The following is a 19,453-nucleotide window of genomic DNA, read 5'->3' as shown; positions in this document are numbered from 1 at the left end:
GTGCGATGAGCGCCCCGCGCCTGAAGGAATCGACGCATGCGGCCGCTCGCGAGCGGCGCGACGGCATCGACATGACGTGGCTCGATCCGCTGCGGCTCGGCTTGCGCGCGGCGCGGATCAAACGCGGCTGGGCCGCGCAGTCACGGCCGGACGTGCGTTTCATCGACGTGCCGGCCGCGACGATCCGCGTGCGCGCCGCCGGCCCGCGCGAGAGCGGACGGCCGACGATCGTGCTCGTCTGCGATCCGCCGAGCGTCGTCGAGCATTTCGACCCGTTGCTCTCGCGCGTCGCGCAACACGCGCGCGTGGTCTGCTTCGAGCCGCCGGGCTTCGGCTTCTCCGTGCCGAACCGGCATTTCACGTTCTCGTTCGACGACTACCTTGCGGCGATCGAAGCGATGCTCGCGAATCTGAACGAAGGGCCTTACCTGCTCGCGTTCTCGTGCGTATGGGCGCATATCGCGTTGCAGATCGCGGCCGCGCAGCCGGCGCTCGTCAGCAGGCTGCTGCTCTGGCAAAGCCCCGCATGGGACGAACAGGTGGCGTGGGCGCGGCACGTCGATGCGCGCAACCTGCTCGCGACGCCTGTCGTCGGGCAGTGCGCGTGTGCATTCGCCGCGCGGAAGATCGGCACCGGCTGGTTCCGGCAGGCGATGGCGAAAGACCGCTATCGCGAATTCGCGCCGATGCTCGATACGTCGCTCGATCACGGCGCGTTCTGCTGCCTCGCCTCGCTGTGGCAGCGCTTTTACGATATCGCGCCGCGCGCCGTGCAGGTCCGGCAGCCGACGCTGCTCACGTGGGGCGCGGCGGATCGCACGCATCGGCAGAGCGACAAATGGTCGATCGCGCAGCAGGTGCCGCACGCGGTTCGGCATCCGGGCTTCGAGCATGCGGGGCATTCGCCGGAGCTCGAAGACAGCGACGCGTTCGCGACGCTCCTGCTCGACTGGCTGACGGCAAAGCGAGAAGGCTGAGCGCGTTCGGCTGCGCGCTGCACACGGTGCCGACGATCGGCGCCCGTCCTTCGTCTGGCGGCCGCGCGTCGCGCGCGCGTTCGATTTTGCGTGCGTCGTGCAATGCGCGCCGCTGCTTCAGGCAACGCGCCGCCAGCCATGCCGCCGCGGCGCGCCGCGCCTCCTTCTCCATCCTCCACCGATACGGGGCTTCACCACAGCGAGCCGATCGTGCCTACTCTCTGCGCGACCCGTTCGCGATCCGACAACAATCGAACGACCATTTCGAGGACAACCTATGCCAGCACCGACCTGCCGCCGCGCCGATCTGACGCGCGATGGACAACAACGCCGCGACTTCATCGACAAGACGCTAAAAACGATCGCCGCCGCGCCATTGCTTGGCACGGCGTCCGCTACATCGGCGGCGTCGCCCGCGGGCATCTACGACTACGTCGTGATCGGCGCGGGCTCGTCGGGCTCGGTGCTCGTCCGACGCCTGATCGACGCGGGCCACAAGGTGCTCGTGCTCGAAGCCGGGCCGACCGACAGCCTGCCCGCGATTCACGAGCCGCCGAGCGTGATGCAGCTCTATCACAGCGCAGTCGACTGGGCGTTCACGACGCAGCCGCAGCAATACGCCGCCGATCAGCGCATGGACTGGCCGCGCGGCAAGACGCTCGGCGGCAGCAGCGCGATCAACGGGATGGTGTACGTGCGCGGGCTGCCGCAGGACTTCGACGGCTGGGCGGAACGCGGCGCGGCGGGCTGGGCGTGGCGCGACGTCGAGCCGTATTTCCGCAAGCTCGAACGCTTCCGGCTCGACGATCCGCTGCATGTGCACGGCCATGACGGCTTGCTCGACATCGGGCGTCCGACGATGACGCCGCTTGCACGCGACTTCGTCGCGGCCGCGACCGAGCTCGGCCTGCCTGATCGCGGCGACTACAACGACGGCCGCGACAGCGCCGGGGCCGCGCTGTCGCAATTCACTATCCTGCCGGACGGCCGGCGCGCGAGCGCATGGACCTGCTACGTCGATCCGATCAAATCGCATCCGCGCCTGACGATCGTCACGCACGCCCGCGTGCTGAATCTGCTGTTGCACCGCCATCACGCGTTCGGCGTGCGCTTCCTGCTGCGCGGCGAGGCGATCGCGGTGCGCGCAGAGCGCGAAGTGCTGCTGTGCGCGGGCTCGATCATGTCGCCGGCCATCCTGATGCACTCGGGCATCGGCGCTGCGGCGGATCTCGAGCGCGTCGGCATTCGGCCTGTCGTCGATCTGCCGGGCGTCGGCGCGAACCTTCACGATCACGCGGCTTGCTCGATGGTGTGGGAGACGACGCGGGAGAACGCCAGGTCGTTCACGACCGGCATGGAAGCGACGGTGTTCACGAGGACGGATGCGTCGCTCGCGACGCCCGACGCGCAGATCCTGCTGTCGACGAACCCGTTCCTGCCGAACGTCAAGCACGGCTTCACGCTGCTGCCGACGGCGATCGCGCCGCGAAGCCGCGGGCGCGTGCGGCTCACGAGCGCCGATCCGCTCGTCTACCCGAGCATGGACCCGCGCCTGTTCGCCGATCCGCACGATCTCGAAGTGGTCGCGAAGCAGGCGCTCTTCATCCGCGACGTCGCGACGCGGCCGTCGCTCGCCGCGTGGGGCGCGCGCGAAGTCGCACCCGGGCCGTCGGTCTCGACGCTTTCCGCGATGATCGACTATGCGAAGCAATCGGGCGCGACCGGCTATCACCAGGTCGGCACCGCACGGATGGGCGTCGATGCGATGGCCGTCGTCGATCCGGAATTGAAGGTGCGCGGCGTGTCGGGGCTGCGCGTGATCGACGCTTCGGTGATGCCGACCGTGACGTCCGGCAACACGAACGGACCGGCGATCATGATCGCGGAGAAGGCGGCGGACATGTTGCTGGGGAACGGGCGGGCGCGCGGCGAGTGATGCGTTCGTTCCAATTGCATCAACGCGAATGCCGGCGTTTTGGAGTCGGCACGGCAACGAGCGTCACTACCGGTTCTGTCGGCAAGCCCGGCACGTCCGGTTCGTCGGTCGTGCGCGAATTCGCCGCGTCCGGCGATGAGCACGGCGGCCAATGCATTGGCCGCATATTACGACACGATGCCGTCGATTGTGCTAGGGTTGAGCGCGTTCGCTTCCGTATGACAATACGACATCAAGACGCGTCAAAAGGAGTCTCCGCCAAGTGACTGCGCTCACCCTGTTGTTCGATCTGGACGGCACGCTCGTCGATACCGACACGCTGCATCTGAATGCGTATAACGCGCTGCTCGCGCGCTGGGATCGGTCGATCGATATCGATTACTACAAGACACATGTGATGGGGTTTTCCGACGATCTGATCTTCGGCGGGCTGTTTCCGGGGATGCCGGCGGCGGAATATACCGAGCTGGCGGCGGAGAAGGAGCGGTTGTTTCGCGCGCAATTGGGCGCGAAGCTGACGCCGACGGCGGGGACGGAGGATATTCTCGGGTATGCGGAGCGAGTCGGCACGAAGACTGCAGTCGTGACGAACGCGCCGCGCGAGAACGCGACGATGATGCTGAAGGCGCTGGGACTCGCGGAGCGGTTCGAGACGCTCGTGATCGGCGGCGAGCTGGAGCACGGGAAGCCGCATCCGTTGCCTTATTTGACGGCGCTCGAATTGCTCGGCGCGAAGGCGGAAAACGCGGTGGCATTCGAGGATTCGGCTTCGGGGGTGCACTCGGCGAGCTCAGCGGGGATCTTTACGTTCGGCATGTTGACCGCGCTGAACGAGGAGCGGCTCCGGGAGGCGGGAGCGAAGGCGGTGATCAGGGATTTTGCGGATCGGGGGCTGTGGGAATTTCTGGAGCGTGCCCCAAGCCGATAGATTGACTTGACGGGAAGAACCCGCCCGCAATTTTGCGTGCAAGGCAGTCAAGAAGCGTTATCTGCGCACCAGAATGAACGGAATCCCGAACAGGCTGAGGCATGGCTGATCTCTGTCGCAGGTCGCGCGGCAAGTAGTGATTTCGCCACGGCGCGCGCGGGTCCGATCGATCGCGCGACGCCGCGCGCTTCGCGTCGCAATCGATGGCCGGGCGCCACGGTCCGGCCGCCCGTCAATGAGGGTCGTTTTCCGAAGCCGCTCGGAACCGCCTAATTTATCAAAAAAATCCACGCTGTAATTCACAGCACGAATCGCACATAACAAATTCAACACAATCGCGATTCGATTAAATATTAATTAAACGGTTTCGCCCCCCATTTCAAAAAAAGACGGAGTGTCTATTCAAGGTTCCGTCACGCAATTTTCCAGGAAATCTCATCGCTTCACGCCTTGATAATCGAATTCCGGCGACTAACATGGAAGGGTTGTGTTCCGTCTTAAAATCAATCCATCAATAAAAACCGCCGCCTTCTGTTTCGCCCGCTCGATTTTCGATTCAACCTGAAATATTGAACAAAACCAATTGATCGATTGGAATCCGCGACATTTCGACAAACGATCCGATTCAATAGACGCGCGTACGTTACGAGGAGACCGAGACATGGCCCAGCACATTCGTCTCGCAGTTGCCGGCGTGGGTAACAACATATCGGCGCTGTTCCAAGGCATCGAATACTATCGGGCGCTTCGCGACCAGGGTGTCGACGAGCGCGAATTCGTCGGCATCAAGCGGCCGCGCATCGGCGGCATCGGCGTGAGCGACGTCGAGTTCGTCGCCGCATTCGACGTCCATCCGAACAAGGTCGGCCGCCCGTTCGACGCGGCCGTGCTCGCGCCGCCGAACAACTATCCGATGCTCGACGTGCCGCTGCCGGCCATCGCGTTTCCGGTGGATCGAGGTCTGACGGCCGAGACCGCCCGCGACGACGACGCCGCGTTCAAGCAAGTCGTGCGCCGCCTGCGCGAAAGCGAAGCCGAAGTGCTGCTCTATTCGCTGCCGACCGGCTTGCAATGGGCGGCCGAAGCGTATGCGCGCGCCGCGCTCGCCGCCGGCGTCGCGTTCGTCAACTGCACGCCGGAGCTCGTCGCGCGCACGCCTGCGCTGCTCGACGCATACCAGGCGGCCGGCGTGCCGCTCGTCGGCGACGATCTGGCGAGCCACTTCGGCACGTCGGTCGTGCATCGCGCGCTGCTCGGGCTGCTGAGCGATCGCGGCATCACGCTGCAAAGCTCGTATCAGCTGAACTTCGGCGGCAACGAGGACTTTCGCAACCTGCGCGAGCGCGGCGCGAGCAAACAGCAGTCGAAGCTGAATGCGCTCGCGCAGGACGGCGTCGATACGTCTCGCGTCGAGGTCATCCCGTCGGCAGGCTATATCGGGCAGTTGAAGGACAACAAGGTCGCGATCGTGAACATCGAGGGCGTCGGCTGGGGCGGCACGCCGGTGCAGCTCGATCTGAAGCTGAAGGTCCAGGATTCGAGCAACGCCGCGGGCGTCATCATCGATCTGATCCGGATCGCCGCCGCGTCGCGCCGCGCGAAGCTCGCCGGCTTTCCGGCCGCGGCCGCGAAGCTGCTGAAGTCGCCCGTCGGCGGACACGACAAGATCACGCCTCATAGCATCGACGCGAGCTTTCGCGCGCTCGACGCGTCCGCCTCCGCCGCTTGAGCGCACGACGATGGCGCATCCGGAACGCGGCATCGAACGCCTTGGCGGCCGCGGCGCGGCGACGGTCGACGTCATTTTGCTCGCGTACGACGGCGTCGACGCGCTCGATCTGTTCGGCGTGCATGCCGTGCTCGCGAAGGCATCGGCCGTGCCCGCGCCGGACGGCGCCGCGCCGCTGCGCGTCGCGATCGCGGCGGCGTCGCGCGTCGTCACGACGTCGTGCGGCATCGACCTGAGCTGCGGCGCGCCGCTCGACGCGCTCGATCGCGCACGAGCGATCGTCGTGCCGGGCGGACGCGGCGCGGCGGATGCGGCCCGGCAACCGTCGCTCGCAACGCTGCTGGCGCGCGCGCACGCGCGCGGCGCGGCGATCTACGTGGTGTGCTCGGGCGCGCTGCTCGTGGCGGCGTCCGGCATCGCGAACGGACGGCGGCTCGCGATCCATCACGACAAGCAGCAATGGCTGCGCGACGTCGCGCCGTCCGTCGAGCCGGCCGCGGGCCTCGTCGCGGACGGCCGCCTGTGCTCGGTCGGCGGCGATGCGTCGCCTTCGACGAAAGCGACCGATCTCGCGTTCCAGCTGCTCGCCGATTTTGCGCCGTACGCAGTCGCGCCGGTGGCGGCTCGGATGGAGTTGCGGCCGGGCCGCGGCGCGGCCGCCGCGCGGCTTTTGGAGGCGGCCGCATGAGCGCGCGGCGCGGCACCGTCCTCGTGACGGGCGCGAGCCGCGGCGTCGGCCTCGCGATCGCCGAAGCGCTCGCGCGGCGCGGCTACGACCTCGCGCTGTGGGCTCGATCGGCGCCCGATCTCGACGCGATCGCGCAACGCCTCGGCGCGGGCGGATGCCGCGTCCACACGGCGGCCGTCGACGTCGGCGACGCCGCCGCGGTCGAGGCGGCGGGCCGCGCGCTGCACGCGCAGGACGCGGCGCTCGCAGGCGTCGTCGTCAACGCGGGATGCGGCCGGTGGGCGCGCATCATCGATACGGCGTCCGACGAATGGAGCCGCACGCTGCGCACCAATCTCGACGGCGCGTTCCACACACTGAAGGCGTGCGTCCCGCTGCTCACGGCGGGCCACCCGCTGATCGTCGGCATGATGTCCGACGCGAGCGTGTGGCCGTTCGCCGGGCGGGGCGCGTATTGCGCGTCGAAGGCGGGCTTCTATCAGCTCTTCGAGATTGCTCGGCAAGAACTGCGCGCGCGCGGCATCCGGATGACCGCCGTGCTGCCGAGCCGCATCGACACGCATTTTCAGGGCGGCCACGCGTCGGCCGCGCCTGGCAGCCGTCCCGGCGCGCTCGACGCGTCCGACGTCGCGACGATCGTCGCGGATCTGTTCGACGGCCCGCCGCATATCGAAATCCGCGAGCTGCGCGTCACCGCGTTCGCGTCCAGCTTCGGTCCTTTCCCGGGAGGAAACCCAGCGTGACGATCTTCACAGGCATTCATCCCGCCGGCCATTCGCGGCCGATCGGCAAGTATTCGCCCGCCGTGTCCGTGCCGATCGGCGCGGGACAGCGCCTCCTCTTCATCAGCGGCCAGGTCGCGACCGACGCCGACGGCGCCGTGCTCGCGCCCGGCGACGCGGGCGCGCAGACCGAGATCGTGTTCGAGCGCCTCGCGCGCATCCTCGACGCGGCGGGCGGCGATCTTTCGGCGCTCGTCAACGTCGTGATCTATCTGCGCGACATCGCCGATTTTCCCGCGGTGTCCGCGATCCGCAACCGCGTGCTCGGCACGCCGCCGCCCGCGAGCACGCTCGTGCAGGTCGCGTCGCTCGCCGAGGCGGGCTGCATCGTCGAAATCAGCGGCATCGCCGTGATCGGCGAGGACGGCGGACGTGGCTAGCCGCGCCGACGCGCCCGCATCGCGCGACGCCGCCGCCGAACCGTCCGATCCGCGCGGCCAGCGGGCGATGCTGACGCGCGTCGCGCGGCAGGCGAGCGTGCTCGTCGTCGGCTCGCTAAACGTCGATCTGCTGCTGTACAGCGACGCGTCGCCACGCGAAGGCGACTCGCTGCCCGTGCGGGCGATCACGCTGCCGGGCGGCCACGCGGGCAACTGCGCGTCCGCGCTGTCGGCGCTCGGCCTGGCCGTATCGATCGTCGCGGCCGTCGGCGACGACGCCGACGGCGAGAGGCTGCTCGCCGACCTCGACCGGCGCGGCGTCGACACGCGCTTCGTGCGGCGCGTCGCGCACGCGCACACCGGCCGCGCGATCATCCCCGTGCTCGGCCCCGAGCGCCGCAACTACATGCTGCTCGATCGCGGCGCGAACGAATCGCTCGTCGCCGACGACGTGCGCGCCGCGCTGTCCGGCGTCGCGCGCTGCGATGCGCTCATGCTGTTCGATCCGAGCGTCGATGCGCTCGTGCAGACGGTCACGCTCGTGCGCGCGCGCCATCCGGCCGCGGCACTGTGCTGGACGCCGTCCGGGATGTACTCGCGCGATCCGGTCGCCTTGCCGCTCCTGCCGCAATGCGACGTCGTGTTCTGCAACGCGCGCGAGTTCGCGTATCTGCGCGAGCAGGACGACCACATGTTCGACATGCTCGATGCGGTCGACGTCGTCGTCACGCTCGGCGAGCACGGCGCGCTGTCCCGCCATCGCGGCATCGAGACGCGCGCGCCGGCGCATCCGTGCGAAGTCGTCGATCCGACGGGCGCAGGCGACGCGTTCGCGTCGGCATACCTGCTCGCGCGGCTCGCCGGCCTCGACGCGGCCGACCGCCTGCGTCTCGGCAACGCGGGCGGCGCATGCGCGGTCGGCACGCGCGGCGCACGCGACGGCCTGCCGGCGCTCGACGCGCTGCTCGACGGCCCGGACGCCGCGTCCGCGCCGCCGCGCGTCGCGATGCCGCCGCAGCCCAGGGAGCGCGCTCATGCGCATGCGGCGAAGCGCTGACGGCTGGCGCGGTCTCATCGGAAGCACGTTCACGCCCGAGCGCGCGGCGAGGCTCGCCGCGACGATCGTGACCGCCGTGCGTGCGCATGACGGCGGCGGCCCGCGCGTCGTCGTCGGCTACGACTGCCGCCGCCTCGGACACCGCGCCGCGCGACTGATCGCGCGCGCGGCCGGCGACGCGGGCGCGCGCGCCGTGCGCATCGTCGAGCATCTGCCGACGCCGACGGCGTCGTACCTCGTCGGCGCGGGCGACGCCGAGCTCGCGCTGCTCGTCACCGCGAGCCACAACCCACCCGAATGGAACGGCGTAAAGGCGAAGGGCCGCCCCGGCTGCCCGCTCGACGCCGAGCTCGAACGGCGCGCGGATGCGCTGTTCGACGATTCGGAGCGCGCCGCCGGCGACGCGCCTTTAGGCGAACCGCCCGGCGAGCCTTCCGGCGAGCCATTCGACAAAGCCGACGAAGCGTGCGCGGACGATGCCGGCGGTCTCGACGATGCGATCTTCGAAGAATGCGATGCGTCGCCGTGGATCGACCGGCACATCGCGCATGTGCTGTCGCGCTTGCCGGCGACGCCGGACCAGCCGCTGCGCGTCGTCGTCGACGGGCTCGGCGGCATCGCGGGCGGCGCGATGCTGCGTCTTTGCGATGCGCTGCGCTGGTCGGCGACGCCGCTCGGCTGCACGCCGTCCGCGGACTTCGGCGGCGTCGCGCCCGATCCGTCGCTGCCCGCGAGCCGGCGACGCGCGGCCGACGCGGTATGCGCCGAACACGCCGATCTCGGCCTCGTCGTCGACGGCGACGGCGACCGCGTCTATGCGATCGACGGCGACGGGCGCACGGTCGAGCCGCACGAGCTGTTCGCGCTGCTGCTCGCGCACCGGCACCGGCGGCGATACGGCCATCCGGAGCGCGGCGTCGCCGTCACGGCGGCGACGGGCGCGCTCGTGCGACGGCTGTGCGCGCGATGGAACCGCCCCGTCGTCGAGCTGCCGGTCGGCTTCAAGCATCTGTCGCCGCTGCTCGTCGAAGGCCGCGTCGACGCAGGCGGCGGCAGCGTCGGCGATCTCGCGTTCGCCGAATTCGGCGTCGATCGCGATCCGTTCGGCGCCGTCGCGCTCCTCGCCGACCTGCTGGCGACGAGCAGCCAATCTCTCGCGGCGCTCGTCGCCGACTTGCGACATCGCCACGGCCGCCTCGACTGGCACGAGTCGCACGTGGACGGCGACGCCACCGATGCGCAACTGCGCGACGCGGGCCGGCGCGCGCTCGAACGATGCGGCTTCGACGCTCGCTCGGCGCGCATCACGACCGTCGACGGCGTCAAGTTTTCGCTCGACAGCGGCGAATGGCTGCTGCTGCGGCCGTCCACGACGGAAAGCGGCATCCGCGTATATGGCGAGTTGCTGAGCACGCGAGCAGCCGGCGCGGCCGCGGCGCTCGCCGCGCACGTCGCCCACACGCTCGCCGCCGAGCGAAGCCCGTAGCCGCGCGCCGCCGGAGGAACACGCCCGTGCACGATCGCTACCGCCTGATCCTGATCCGCCATGGCCAGACGCCGGACACGCTGGACGGACGCTTCTGCGGCGCGCGCGACCCGGCGCTCACCGCGCTCGGGCACCGGATGGCGATCGAAACGTCGCGGCATCCGGCGCTGCGCGGCATCGCCGTCGTCGTGACGTCGCCGTCGCTGCGCGCACGACAGACCGCGCGCCACATCGCCGACGCGAACCCCGTGCCGATCCTCGTCGACGAACGGCTGCGCGAACTGTCGTTCGGCGCGTGGGAAGGACGCATGCCCGACGACGAGCGCGACGAGCCGGCGTACCGGCGCTGGGCCGACGATCCGGCGATCCACGCGCCGCCCGGCGGAGAAACCGGATTCGCGGTGCTCGCGCGCGTGATGTCGGCGGTGCGCGACATGGTCGGCATGTTCGACGACGTCGCGCTCGTCACGCACAAATCGCCGATCCGGCTGCTCGCGTCGTTCTACGGCGCGACGCCGCTGTCGCGCTTCAGGCAGATCGCCGGCATTCACACGTGCTCGGTTTCGCGGATCGCGCGCGACGGCGGCTGCGTTGCGCTCGGCCCGCTCGGCGACACGTCGCATCTGTCGCTCGCATGGCGAACCGATCCCGATCACGCGCGCGCGCCGCCCGACGGTACGGACGCCCTCATCGACACCGCGGCGCACGATGCGTCGCCGCTTATCGGAAGGCGCGACGGATAGCGCCTTCCATCACTCGACAGGAGTCGCGCATGTCACGCTCGAAGCGCATCGCCATCATCGCGGGCACCGGTCTCGCCCGCGGCCTCGACGCATTCCTCGGCAACCGCGAGACGATCGAGAACGTGCGGGTCACGTTCGGCCGGCGCAGCGGCACGGTGCTGCATTACACGACAGGCCGGATCGGCGGCATCGAAGCGATCGTCCTGCCTCGGCACGGCCCGACGCTCGCGATTCCCGACCGCAGCCCGGCCGAGCTCGTCGCCGAGCTCGGACATGAGGCGCACATCTGGCATCTGCACGAACTCGGCGTGCAAGCCGTCTACGCATTCAATTCGGTGGGCGCGATCGATCTCGATCTGCCGCTCGCCGCCGACAACGTGTTTCTCGCGCCCGACGACTATGCACGCGGCCTGTCGAGCGTCTCGCACAGCTTCGGCAATCTCGCGAAGCACGTGCATCCGTCGATGCGCGAGCCGTTCGACGCGCGGCTGCGCGCGAATTTCGCGCTCGCGGCCGGCAAGGTCGGCGCGAAGCTGCTGACGCAGGGGCTGTACATCCAGTCGGGCGGCGACGCGTTCGAAAGTGCCGCCGAAGTCGAGACGTACCGCCGCGTCTATCAGGGGCGGCGCAACCGCGTGCTCGGCATGACCGCGGGCGCGGAGCTCGTGCTGTGCAGACAGATGGAGATTCCGTATGCGCTCATCTGCGCGAACTGCAACTGGGCGGAAGGGCTCGATCCGGACAACGCGGTGACGCACGCATTCGTGCTCGCCGGCATGCAGCCCGCCGCCGCCACGCTCGCGAAGATCGCCGAGGCGGTGCTGCGCATCGAGGCCGAAACTTGAACGGATCGCACGTGGTGCGTTCGCGATCGGCAGCGGCGCGCGGCGACGACGCGGCTGCGGGACGGCGCGCGCCGTCCGCCGCCGCACGCGGTGCGGCGACATCGCGGCCGATGCGGTCGGCCGAGCCGTTTTGCTTGTGGCGGGTGTTTCGGGTGTTTCGGGTGTTTCGGACGTTTCGGCCATATCGGCGCGAGCGACGACTATCCGCGCAACGCATCGAAGCGCCGCCTCAGCAACGCCGCGCGCTCGAGATCCTTGCGCCGGCCGAACAGCGTCAGCATGCGTCCGAGCGCGAGGGGCGACGGCACCGGCACCGCCACGTTCGCAACGTCGACGTACCGCATCGAATCGACGATGACCTCGCGCCACGCGCGGCCGTCGTTGACTTCGAGGCGGCCCATCACCTCGACGTCGAGCGGCGCGAAGCCGAATCGCGCGAAGCGGGACCGGAAACGCGCGCCGTCGGCCGGACGGAAATCGGCGCGGCGCGATGCGGCCCAATGCGCGATCGCGGCGTCGGCGTCGCGCACGCTCGTCAGCACGTCGACGTCCTTCGGCGCGACATCGACGCCATACAGCGCGAGCGCCGCGCTGCCGATCACGCACCACGGATCGCGAAACATCGCCGTCATCGCCGGCACCGCCAGCGACAGCGTCTGTTCGAGCGCCGCATCGACGGATGGTCGAACCATGGCTCCTCCGTGCCGCTGCGAAACGCGAGGCCGCGCAGCGTGTATGTCGACGAAGTGCGACCGCGCTCAGGCGGCCGCGACGCATCGAAATCCTTACTTTAACGATTTTTGGAGGCGAGCATGACAAGGATCGTCATCACGGGTTCCGCCGGCAAGGCCGGCGCGTTCGTCGTGCGCGAATTCGCCGCGCACGGCTACGACACGCTCGGCGTCGATGTGAAGGCCACCGTCGTATCGAGCGCGCTCGGGCATCTGCCTTCGATGAAGGCCGACCTGCGCGACCTCGGGCAAGCGGTCGAATCGTTCGAAGGCGCGGATGCGATCGTCCATCTCGCGAACGTATCGCTGCCGGGCATGTTCCCGCCGGGCAAGACGTTCAGCGACAACCTGACCGTCAACTACAACGTGTTCCAGGCCGCGCGCCTGCTCGGCATCCATTCGATCGTGTGGCTGTCGAGCGCCGCCGTCATCAACGACCTGTTCGATCCATTGGGCGAGATCGACGTGCCCGTGACGGAAGATTCGCCCGTGCGCGCCGGCTCCACGTATGCGCTGTCGAAGATCATGACCGAGCAGATGGCCGAATTTTTCTGCGACGAACGAACGTCGATCGTCGGCCTGCGCGCGCCCGTGATCGAGGATCCGGCCGATTATCCGCACTACGCGAAGTATCACGGCGATCCGCAGGTGCGCCGCTGGCATCTGTGGTCGTACATCGACGCGCGCGACCTCGCCCGCGCATGCCGCCTCGCGGTCGAAGCGCGGCCGATCGGCGTGCACAACGTGTTCGTGTCCGCGCGCGACACCGTGATGGCCGAGCCGATCGACGCGCTCTTCAAACTGCGCTTTCCCGGCGCGCCGGTGCCGGGGCGGCTGCGCGAATGCGGCAGCTTCTTCGCGCCGGAACATGCAAAGCGATTGTTCGGCTTCGAGCCGATCCATTCGTGGCGCGACGATCGATGAGACGGCGACGAGGTCATCATGGACGCGGAGCATTCGAACGGCATCTATTCACTTGACGGCCAGCGCGTGCTGATCGTCGGCGGATCGAGCGGCGTGGGGCTCGCGCTTGCGCGCGAAGCGACGCGGCTCGGCGCGCAAGCGATCATCGTCGGGCGGGATCGCGCGCGTCTCGATCGCGCGGCGGCGATCGTCGGCGCGGGCGCGATCGCCGAGGCCGCCGACGTTCGCGAGCCGCGCGACGTTCGGCGGCTTGCCGCGCGCATCGGGCGTATCGATCATCTGTGTGTGAGCGTCGCGCACGACATCGCGCCGCATTCGATCGCGGACGATCTCGAATCGCTGAAACAGCACTGGGACAGCTTGTATTGGTCGTCGATCGTCGTCGTCAAGGAGACACTCGCGCATCTCGCCGAGACGGGATCGATCACGTTCGTCACGGGATCGCTGAGCCGCAAGCCGGTGGCGGGGAAATCGCTGTTCACGTCGTCGCAGTGCGCGATCGAAGGCATCGCGCGGGCGCTCGCGGTCGAGCTTGCGCCGCGGCGCGTGAATACCGTGATTCCGGGGTTGCTCGATACGCCGCTTTGGAACGCGCTCGATCCGGCGCGGCGCGCGGCGTTCTTTGCGGGGCACGCGGCGAAGCTGCCGGGGAGGCAGATCGGGCGGGCCGAGCATGTGGCGGGGGTGGTGATTGCTTGTATGGTGAACGGGTTTGTGACGGGGGCGTCGATGACCGTCGATGGGGGGGAGCAGATTGTTTAGGCGGCCCTGAACAATTCGTTTTGTCGCGCAGGTGAAGCTACGTCGCCGACGGCGCAATGGTTTGGAAGCTGAGCAAAGCGCACCACGCAAACGCGGCCCCATGCCCAGGTGGCAGAAGCACATCGAGGCCATAGCGCAACTACCCAAAGCGAAGCAGCAGTTCGTCGCGCAGATGCTTGAAGCCGTGCTCACGCAGGCGCAGCAGCAGTAAGGAAGGAGATGTAACGCCGTAAACGAAGCGCGGGCCGTGAGTGCTACCAACACTCACGGCCCGCTGACCACCACCAACTCACACCAGGAGTTGACTATGGCTGACGCCAATCTTAAAGCACGTCCAACCGTCACGGAACGATTCGTGACCATTCAGCAGTCAATGCGCTACCGGCGCAGCTGGCGAAGTCCCACCATCCCGCCGCTTTATCCGTGGATGAAGCTCGCCGGACGATGGATCGAGCATGCAGGGTTTGAAGCAGGGCAGCGCGTCAAGATCACCGTTGAACACGAGCGGCTTGTGATTACCGCTGAATAGACGATCATAGGGCCGCTTTTTGCGGCCCTATTCTTAATCAAGAAAATAGAACAGATTTTTAGGCATCATAATAAGCACAGAAGTATCGAAGGCTGCTCACCAAATATGCCACATCGCTCATTGACATCTTTTATCGACAATAAAAAATCATGAACCAGATCATCAGGAAGTCGGTCCATCTCATGAATCTCCAAAATGAGACTTTCATCTTGCTGAAGATGGATAGACGTCATTCCATCCTCAGGGACTCTTAAGCTGGTAAGGCAATCAACAAATGCGTTGAAATTAGCCCCATAAAAAGCAGGAAATCCAAACAATTCCTTCATCTTCCGGTGAAAATCATCCGCCGAATCAACATCGGAAAAGTCAATGCGCCTTGTAACGGTTTTCACTATTTCCAACCTCCTAAATCTATTTCTATAAAAGATTGGTAGTGGTCGTGACTGTAATACGCTCTGCCGGTGCTTTTATCCACGACAATACGCCGCTCACCACGATTGCCTACGCCAGGAGTTCTCACCGTCCATTCACTATATGGGCCGCTTCCTGTATCAAGGCGTTGACCATCTGGCGATTTTCTAAAGTCATTGTCAAATGGAATTCCATCTCTTGGATAAGTCTGTCGATTTGACTTTATATTGTCTATTGTCCTCTGTAATTCACGCATCTCTGCCGGAGTCATTTCGTGACCCCATTTATCCTTAATCGCCGCGTGTGCTTCTTTCGGATTTTTTGCATGGTGAGTGCATTTCAATCCAACAGGATCGGCCCATCCAAATATGTTGGGTGCAAACTGATACGGGTTCAGTCCGCCTTCGAGCCCGATCGGGTCATGACTGATGAAGCTACCCGTATCCGGATCGAAATAGCGATACCGGTTGTAATGCAGTCCACTTTCATCGTCGTGATACTGTCCCTGCAACCTGAGTGGCTGCACACTCCACCGCTCAGTGCATTCGACCGCCCCCCTGGGGTAATAACGCGCCTCCCATACGGCTCTCCCACTAGCATCATGCATTCGTACGGGAGCCCCGTTAAGATCACTCTGGTAAAAATACACCGATCCAGTGCCCGGTGCTCGTTGCCCCGGTAGTCGCGCCGATACTCTCCACTCAGCCAGATCGTCTTGCACAATCGCGAGCGGCCGGAACGATTTCGGATAGAAAATCCACTCGTACATTCGACTAGCGACGGGTAACGTTCCGGTGTCAGTTTGGTCATGCTCCGATACAGCAAATGACGGCGCCCCTAAATCTCCGTCTACTTCCGGAGCCGACGCCCCCCCTCCCTCCCCTCCCGCTGCGTACTCCCCAACGAGCGTATCGCCGTCCCAAAAGAACCGGCTCAGACGGGACAGCGGCTGCTGCACGGCTCCGCCTGTTGCTCCCTCACACACGACTTTACGAACCCGCCGCTGGAACGGATCGTATTCATATCGTGCACGAATGTGTGCTGGCGTCTCCCTTGAAGCTGCGAAACCCGGCCGCACCGCCACCGTCTCAACGAGCTGCCCGGCAGCATCCCAACGCAGCGTCAGGTCCTGTGCGGCGTCCTGCTTTCGAATAAGGTTGCCGACTCTGTCGTACGCATAGTAGCAGCCTTCATATTCACCTTCACGCACCCAAGCGCCGGTCTTTGCCGCTGCGGCTGCATCCGCCGTGCGGCGCTCCCGAATGTGCGTCTTCAGCAAATCGCCGGCCGGGTCGTACAGATAGCGACGCAATCGCCCAGCGGGGTCGAGATGCGCGATCACCCGCCCCACCGGATCGTACTGAAAGCGCTCAATGCCGCCCCGCGAGTCGCGCTTCTCGACCAATTCACCATTCGCGTCGTACGTATACTCGCTGGCGAAGAGTTCGCCGATACCGGTTAGTAACGTCCGCTGCGAGGCAAGCTGACCACCCGATTCGTACGACAGTTCGCGCCGCAACTCCGCACCCAACTGTTCCGTGCAAATCTGCCCGAGCGCATCTCGCCCGAGCACGACCGGCGCTGTGTCGTCGATCTGAATCGACGTGACGGCATCCAAAGCGTCGTATGTGTAGCGGACGGTATGCGCGACAACCGCGCCGCCGGCATTAAGCCGGGTCCTGCGTTCTATTCGGTTGCCGGCTTCGTCGTAATCACTGGCGATCGTGAAGTGGTCGCCTTGTCGCTCCTCGATCACGCGACCCGCTGCGTCGTGGCTGAACTCGACGCGGCAAGACGGATTCTGCGCGAGTACCAAGTCCCCGTGCCGGTCGTATGCGAAGCTGTCGATCTGGAGACCATCGTCCTGCTCCGGATGAGGCACGCATTTCTGAACGATGCGTCCGAGCCGATCGTATCGGTATTCGACTGTCTGCCCCAGCGGATCCGTGCTGTAGAGCAGTTCGCCCGCTGCGCCATATCGATAGCGTCGCGCTTGCCCCCAGTAATCCGTCTCCACGACGATCCGTCCCAGCGCATCGCGTTCGAGCGCGTATCGCTCGCCGCGCTCGTTCACGACGCCGATCAGTTGTTCTTCCGTGTCGTAACGATATTCAACGGTGGTACCGTCAGGCGCGAGCCGTCTGCTGACCTGTCCGAGCACCGAGTAGTCCATCTGCGTCACGTGGCCCATGGGGTCGCGATGGCGAGACAGATTTCCATCGGCGTCGTACACGCAGTGAATCTCACGCCCGCCCGGCTCGATTGCGCGCGTCAAATTGCCGTTGCGGTCGTACTCGTATTTGCTTTGCTGCCCGAGCGCATCGATTGCTTCGATGAGGTATCCGCGCGCATCGTACCGATACTGCGTGCGATGCCCCAACGCATCGATCTGCGCCGCGAGATTGCCGTCCCGGTGGTAATCGAATCGCGTGCTCGCACTGCGCGGCCCTGTATGTTCAACAAGCTGGCCGTACTCGTCATATGTATAACGAGATATCGCGCCCGAGGGATCGATCTGCGCGAGCAGATTGCCGAACGTATCCCACTCGTAGCGCCACTGCCGGCCGCCTATCAACGTCATGCAGACCGGTCGGTGATCGAGGTCAAATTCCGTTCTGACTGCGCTGCCGTCCGGCAATGTCTGCGCAATCAAACTGCCATGCGCGTCATATTCCCAAGCCGTCGTCCGCCCCGCCGGATCGATCATCGCACTCGCACGCCCCTGCGCGTCATACCGATACCCGGTCACGCCGCCTAGCGGATCGATTTCCGCAACAGGCATCCCGCGCTCGTTCATCTGCGTGATCGTCGTATGCCCGAGCGAATTGGTGACGCGCGTCTCCATCCGCGCGCGATCGTAGACGAAGCGATAGTCGAATAGCCCGTTGTCGCCCCACGCATGATCGACGCGCCACACGCCGTCGTCGCCCTGCTGGTAGCTGTAGTAGAACGACACGCCGCGCGCGCTCGTGTGGCTCACCATCCGATGCCCGGCCGCATATTCGAAATGATGCGGATGCGCCATCGCATCGATCGCCGCCGCCAGATTGCGCTCGCGGTCGTGCTCGTAGCTCACGAGCGGATGCGCGTTTCCGCCTGCATCGATCAGCGTCAGCGACGTCAACAGCCCGGCGTGCAGCCCGCTGCCCGTGCCACACTCGACCACACGCTCGGTCCGCCCGTCGCGCTTCCATTCGACGAGACGCACGAGCCCGCCATACACGTCACGCTCGAACACCCACGCATTGCCGTTGAGATCGGCCATGCGATCGATCGGCAGCGCGAGCCGCGAGTCGTCGCCATCGAGCGCCGCGACGGCATCTCTCCAACGGGAAGGCAGCGCGAATCCGTATTCGATCCCCTCGCGCGTGCGCAGCACCATCCGCCCATCGTCGCCATACAGCGCATGCCCATGCTGCCAGTCATACGTGCGCGCCGGCCACCCATCGTCTGCCGGCACCATGTCGAAAGCGGTCGCATGATCAGGGAAACAAGCAGCCGCGCCGATGCCATCTTCGTTGCGCATCAGCTCGAGCCGGATATCGGCGGGCGTCTGCCAGCCGAAGCCCACCGCGCCTGCATGGCGATCGTGACTCGCGTAGTATCGATCCCACACGAGCGGCAACCGGCCGGACACGGTGAAGTCGTTCTGCTGCACGACCACTTCGCCCGTCGTCACGTCGACCGGCTCCGCCTTCAGCACCGTGCATCGCAGGAACCCTGACTTCAGATGCAGCTTGTCCGCGAGCTTCTTCGCCCACTTCGATCCCTGAAACGCCTTGAACATCCCCTTCGCGGCCGCCGCCATGTTCATCACGGGCGGCCCGCCGACGAGCACGGGCCGTCCGGCGGGAATCGGCAGCATCACCGAACTCGGCATCGACACATGCGTGCGCGTCGTATGCGCGCCGTTGTGCGGCGGCGGCTCGATTCCCTCGGCCCAGCAGCTCATCGCGGACAGCGCCATGTACGAAAGCGGATCGTTGTTCGCCAGCACGGTCCGGCTGCCCATGTACGATTCGGCGTCGTCGGACGGCAGCGGATCGGGCGGCGCGAACGTTTCGCCGAGCGGAAAGTGCAAGCCCGGCACATGAAACGAATGCGTGCCCGCCGTCGCGCGCATCAGCCCGTTCACGAAGATCGGCCTGCCGGCGGTCGCGCCCGCCCCGACGCCCGCGCCTATTGCGCCCGCCATGTCGCCCTTGATTGATGACACTTCGCGATTGAGCTTCAGCGCCTTCGCGACCCACGGATCGCTCGTCGCCTGCTTCTTCTGGTCCTTGAGCGAATTGAGCGCATCGGTCAGTTTCTTGCGGTCGTCGGGATGGTCCTTCAGATAGTCGAGCACCGCGTCTTCGGCAATCGTCATCGCGATGCTGCCGATCACCCCCTTCGCAGCCGCAATGTACTCCTGTAGATCAAGCATGAAGCCGATATGCGGATGCGGCAGGAACACCGGGGGCAGCCCCGGCGTGACGATCACCGAGTGCACGTCGATCCCGACGACGGGGTCCATGTGTTTGACGGCCGGCAGCGCCATGTTTT

Annotated in this window: 17 protein-coding genes; 14 read left to right on the top strand and 3 right to left on the bottom strand. The window is 66.3% G+C overall.

The annotated features are described in order from the left end of the window. The first annotated feature begins 5 nt into the window (after positions 1–5). From BG90_RS21550 to BG90_RS21500, 11 genes are all read left to right on the top strand, one after another. Positions 6–977 (top strand): alpha/beta fold hydrolase, encoded by a 972-nt coding sequence (locus tag BG90_RS21550; RefSeq protein WP_010110591.1) that lies wholly within the window; start codon positions 6–8, stop codon positions 975–977. Between the two features lie 277 nt (positions 978–1,254). Next, entirely contained in the window at positions 1,255–2,913 is a 1,659-nt protein-coding gene (locus BG90_RS21545) for a GMC family oxidoreductase (protein WP_010120701.1), read from the top strand. 262 nt (positions 2,914–3,175) lie between these two features. Continuing rightward, positions 3,176–3,841 carry an HAD family hydrolase gene (locus BG90_RS21540; protein ID WP_010120702.1) on the top strand — a complete coding sequence of 222 codons (666 nt, stop codon included), beginning with the start codon at positions 3,176–3,178 and terminating at the stop codon, positions 3,839–3,841. A 661-nt stretch (positions 3,842–4,502) separates the two neighbouring features. After that, positions 4,503–5,570 carry an inositol-3-phosphate synthase gene (locus tag BG90_RS21535; RefSeq protein WP_010120703.1) on the top strand — a complete coding sequence of 356 codons (1,068 nt, stop codon included), beginning with the start codon at positions 4,503–4,505 and terminating at the stop codon, positions 5,568–5,570. A 10-nt stretch (positions 5,571–5,580) separates the two neighbouring features. After that, a complete protein-coding gene (locus BG90_RS21530; RefSeq protein WP_041282380.1) occupies positions 5,581–6,258 on the top strand; it encodes a DJ-1/PfpI family protein in 678 nt (225 codons plus the stop codon). After that, on the top strand, positions 6,255–7,001 hold the full coding sequence (locus BG90_RS21525; protein WP_045568388.1) for an SDR family NAD(P)-dependent oxidoreductase: 747 nt from the start codon (positions 6,255–6,257) through the stop codon (positions 6,999–7,001). Before BG90_RS21530 ends, BG90_RS21525 begins: the two co-directional genes overlap by 4 nt. Continuing rightward, positions 6,998–7,420 (top strand): RidA family protein, encoded by a 423-nt coding sequence (locus BG90_RS21520; RefSeq protein ID WP_010111023.1) that lies wholly within the window; start codon positions 6,998–7,000, stop codon positions 7,418–7,420. The genes BG90_RS21525 and BG90_RS21520 overlap by 4 nt, the downstream gene beginning before the upstream one ends. Further along, on the top strand, positions 7,413–8,477 hold the full coding sequence (locus BG90_RS21515; RefSeq protein ID WP_045568387.1) for a carbohydrate kinase family protein: 1,065 nt from the start codon (positions 7,413–7,415) through the stop codon (positions 8,475–8,477). The genes BG90_RS21520 and BG90_RS21515 overlap by 8 nt, the downstream gene beginning before the upstream one ends. Next, positions 8,461–9,963: a phosphohexomutase domain-containing protein gene (locus tag BG90_RS21510; RefSeq protein ID WP_232355236.1), complete on the top strand. Its 1,503-nt coding sequence runs from the start codon at positions 8,461–8,463 to the stop codon at positions 9,961–9,963. The genes BG90_RS21515 and BG90_RS21510 overlap by 17 nt, the downstream gene beginning before the upstream one ends. Positions 9,964–9,989: 26 nt before the next feature. Then, positions 9,990–10,706 (top strand): histidine phosphatase family protein, encoded by a 717-nt coding sequence (locus tag BG90_RS21505; protein WP_010110601.1) that lies wholly within the window; start codon positions 9,990–9,992, stop codon positions 10,704–10,706. 29 nt (positions 10,707–10,735) lie between these two features. Beyond that, complete coding sequence (locus BG90_RS21500) at positions 10,736–11,551, top strand: phosphorylase family protein (protein WP_010110602.1); 816 nt, start codon at positions 10,736–10,738, stop codon at positions 11,549–11,551. A gap of 200 nt (positions 11,552–11,751) precedes the next feature. Here BG90_RS21500 and BG90_RS21495 read toward each other — a convergent pair whose 3' ends face one another. Next, positions 11,752–12,243: a nucleotidyltransferase family protein gene (locus BG90_RS21495; RefSeq protein WP_010120711.1), complete on the bottom strand. Its 492-nt coding sequence runs from the start codon at positions 12,241–12,243 to the stop codon at positions 11,752–11,754. A gap of 120 nt (positions 12,244–12,363) precedes the next feature. On the opposite strand from BG90_RS21495, the gene BG90_RS21490 reads away from it, so the two are divergent. From BG90_RS21490 to BG90_RS33500, 3 genes are all read left to right on the top strand, one after another. Continuing rightward, positions 12,364–13,206 carry an NAD-dependent epimerase/dehydratase family protein gene (locus tag BG90_RS21490; RefSeq protein WP_038801642.1) on the top strand — a complete coding sequence of 281 codons (843 nt, stop codon included), beginning with the start codon at positions 12,364–12,366 and terminating at the stop codon, positions 13,204–13,206. Between the two features lie 18 nt (positions 13,207–13,224). Beyond that, positions 13,225–13,968 (top strand): SDR family oxidoreductase, encoded by a 744-nt coding sequence (locus tag BG90_RS21485; RefSeq protein ID WP_045568385.1) that lies wholly within the window; start codon positions 13,225–13,227, stop codon positions 13,966–13,968. A 307-nt stretch (positions 13,969–14,275) separates the two neighbouring features. Further along, the gene (locus tag BG90_RS33500; protein WP_081464356.1) at positions 14,276–14,497 is read left to right on the top strand and encodes a SymE family type I addiction module toxin; all 222 of its coding nucleotides are present in this window, start codon (positions 14,276–14,278) and stop codon (positions 14,495–14,497) included. A 65-nt stretch (positions 14,498–14,562) separates the two neighbouring features. Here BG90_RS33500 and BG90_RS33495 read toward each other — a convergent pair whose 3' ends face one another. After that, positions 14,563–14,889, bottom strand: coding sequence for a barstar family protein (locus tag BG90_RS33495; RefSeq protein ID WP_010120717.1), 327 nt, complete (start codon positions 14,887–14,889; stop codon positions 14,563–14,565). Continuing rightward, entirely contained in the window at positions 14,889–19,448 is a 4,560-nt protein-coding gene (locus BG90_RS21480) for an RHS repeat-associated core domain-containing protein (RefSeq protein WP_010120719.1), read from the bottom strand. Before BG90_RS21480 ends, BG90_RS33495 begins: the two co-directional genes overlap by 1 nt. Positions 19,449–19,453: the final 5 nt, after the last annotated feature.

It is taken from the genome of Burkholderia oklahomensis C6786, from assembly GCF_000959365.1.
In the GTDB taxonomy this organism is placed as follows: domain Bacteria; phylum Pseudomonadota; class Gammaproteobacteria; order Burkholderiales; family Burkholderiaceae; genus Burkholderia; species Burkholderia oklahomensis.
This window is presented reverse-complemented; position numbering and strand designations above follow the sequence as displayed.